This is a genomic window from Peribacillus sp. P4_C12 (assembly GCF_056402095.1).
In genome coordinates, this window is sequence record NZ_JBFUIB010000740.1 from 1 (window position 1) to 1,503 (window position 1,503).

The 1,503-nt window shown below is 36.3% G+C and carries 2 protein-coding genes; both read right to left on the reverse strand.

Going from position 1 to position 1,503, the window contains the following annotated elements; genetic code table 11:
- Positions 1–190, reverse strand: a 190-nt coding sequence (locus AC1DUW_RS28545; RefSeq protein WP_477644146.1) for a cation efflux transmembrane domain-containing protein, incomplete at its 3' end; no start/stop codon positions are given.
- Between the two features lie 362 nt (positions 191–552).
- A complete protein-coding gene (locus AC1DUW_RS28550) occupies positions 553–1,311 on the reverse strand; it encodes a hypothetical protein (protein ID WP_053346412.1) in 759 nt (252 codons plus the stop codon).
- Positions 1,312–1,503 lie beyond the last annotated feature (192 nt).

Genomic DNA, 1,503 nt, shown 5'->3' on the forward strand with positions numbered 1-1,503 from the left:
ATGCGGAACCAATGAAAACGAAAAACTGGTTCGCAGCATCCCCCAAGGTATGCAATGTTTCCGCAAACATAGCCACATTCCCCGTCATGAAATAAGCTATCCCCTTTAACACAGCGATAATACTATTCACACAAGCGGCAATAAATGCCGATTTATTGCCTTGTTTTAATAACTGGAATAATTCTTTCATAATAGAGGCCCCCTTTACTTTTAATAAGCTTTTATAATATTGTATTATCCCCAACGCTGTATTATATGAAACCAAAAAAGGGAAAAAGCTCTATCTATTTCAATTGAGTTCAACATCTCGTCATGAATGATTTACCAACGTACATTTCAAAAGTGCCCCTTCATCCTTCTAATCACTGATGAGATCAGCAGTTCTCCATATTCATGATTATATGCCACTTCTAAACATCAATTACTAAGATAAAAATCGAATCCCTCTGTACATTTTTTGCTATAAATACCTGTCACTTGGAGCAAACAATCCATACAAAAAGGCAGTAAGCAATAGCCTACTACCTGTTTTACTAAGGTATAAAGTTAGAATTATGCTTCCGTTTTTTTTAACTTTGATGGATTGTTCACTTTATAACGAATTTCTTTATCGTATTTCTTGTCAACCACTTTTCCGTCAAATTCTATTTCGTCGCCTTCTTCAAGTTCTGCCTTTTTTAATGTTTTGCTATATCCACACCAGGCATCACCAATGAAGAGTTCTGGATCTGTGGTCACTTTGACATTCTCTAACAGGATTACCTCATCTTCTTCACCRGTGAAATGGTTCATTTTTGCAGTAAATTCCTTGACGGTTGCTGTGAAATGGACTTTGTCTGCTGGTAAGTCCAGTTTAGGTTTCGCTGGTGCCTTTTTACTCTTTGACTTTGCCTTTTTTGGTGCTTCACTTAGCTGCTCAGGACTTTCTGTCACTTGGACAACTGTTACTTGTTCACCCTCAGTTAAAGGTGCAGATGCTTCAGCAACTGGCCCACTCAATAGCTCTTTACCGAAATTCGAACTTTGCATTTCCTTTAAATATGAAGGGTGAATGCAGCTAAGCTTACCATTTTCAAATTCAACAACAATCGTATCAAGACCGTTACCATATTGTTCATAACCAGCCAATTTCACTTTTCCTTGATAGCTTCCGCTTTTATATAGTAGTTCTCTTTTTACTGAACGAGCAGTGAATAATTTCCATTCTAAACCTTTAGCGATATAATCCGCCTCATCTGAAAAAGAGATAAACTCTCCCTTTGGTTCGATATAGTGAATTAAATCCTTTACTTCAGCTGGAGTTTCAGCCACAGTCACCACTCCTATTTTTTTCTTTATGCTTATATTCTAGCAAAGGAATGCAAAGTTGCAAATGAATGAGCATAATTAAGTTTAATTCAACTGACCACTCTTAACTAACTCCTGCTAATTCCTATAAAAAATAATTATTCAGTTTTTACGTAGAAATGTAAGTAGTCTGCCATGATAGTAGTTACTATATCA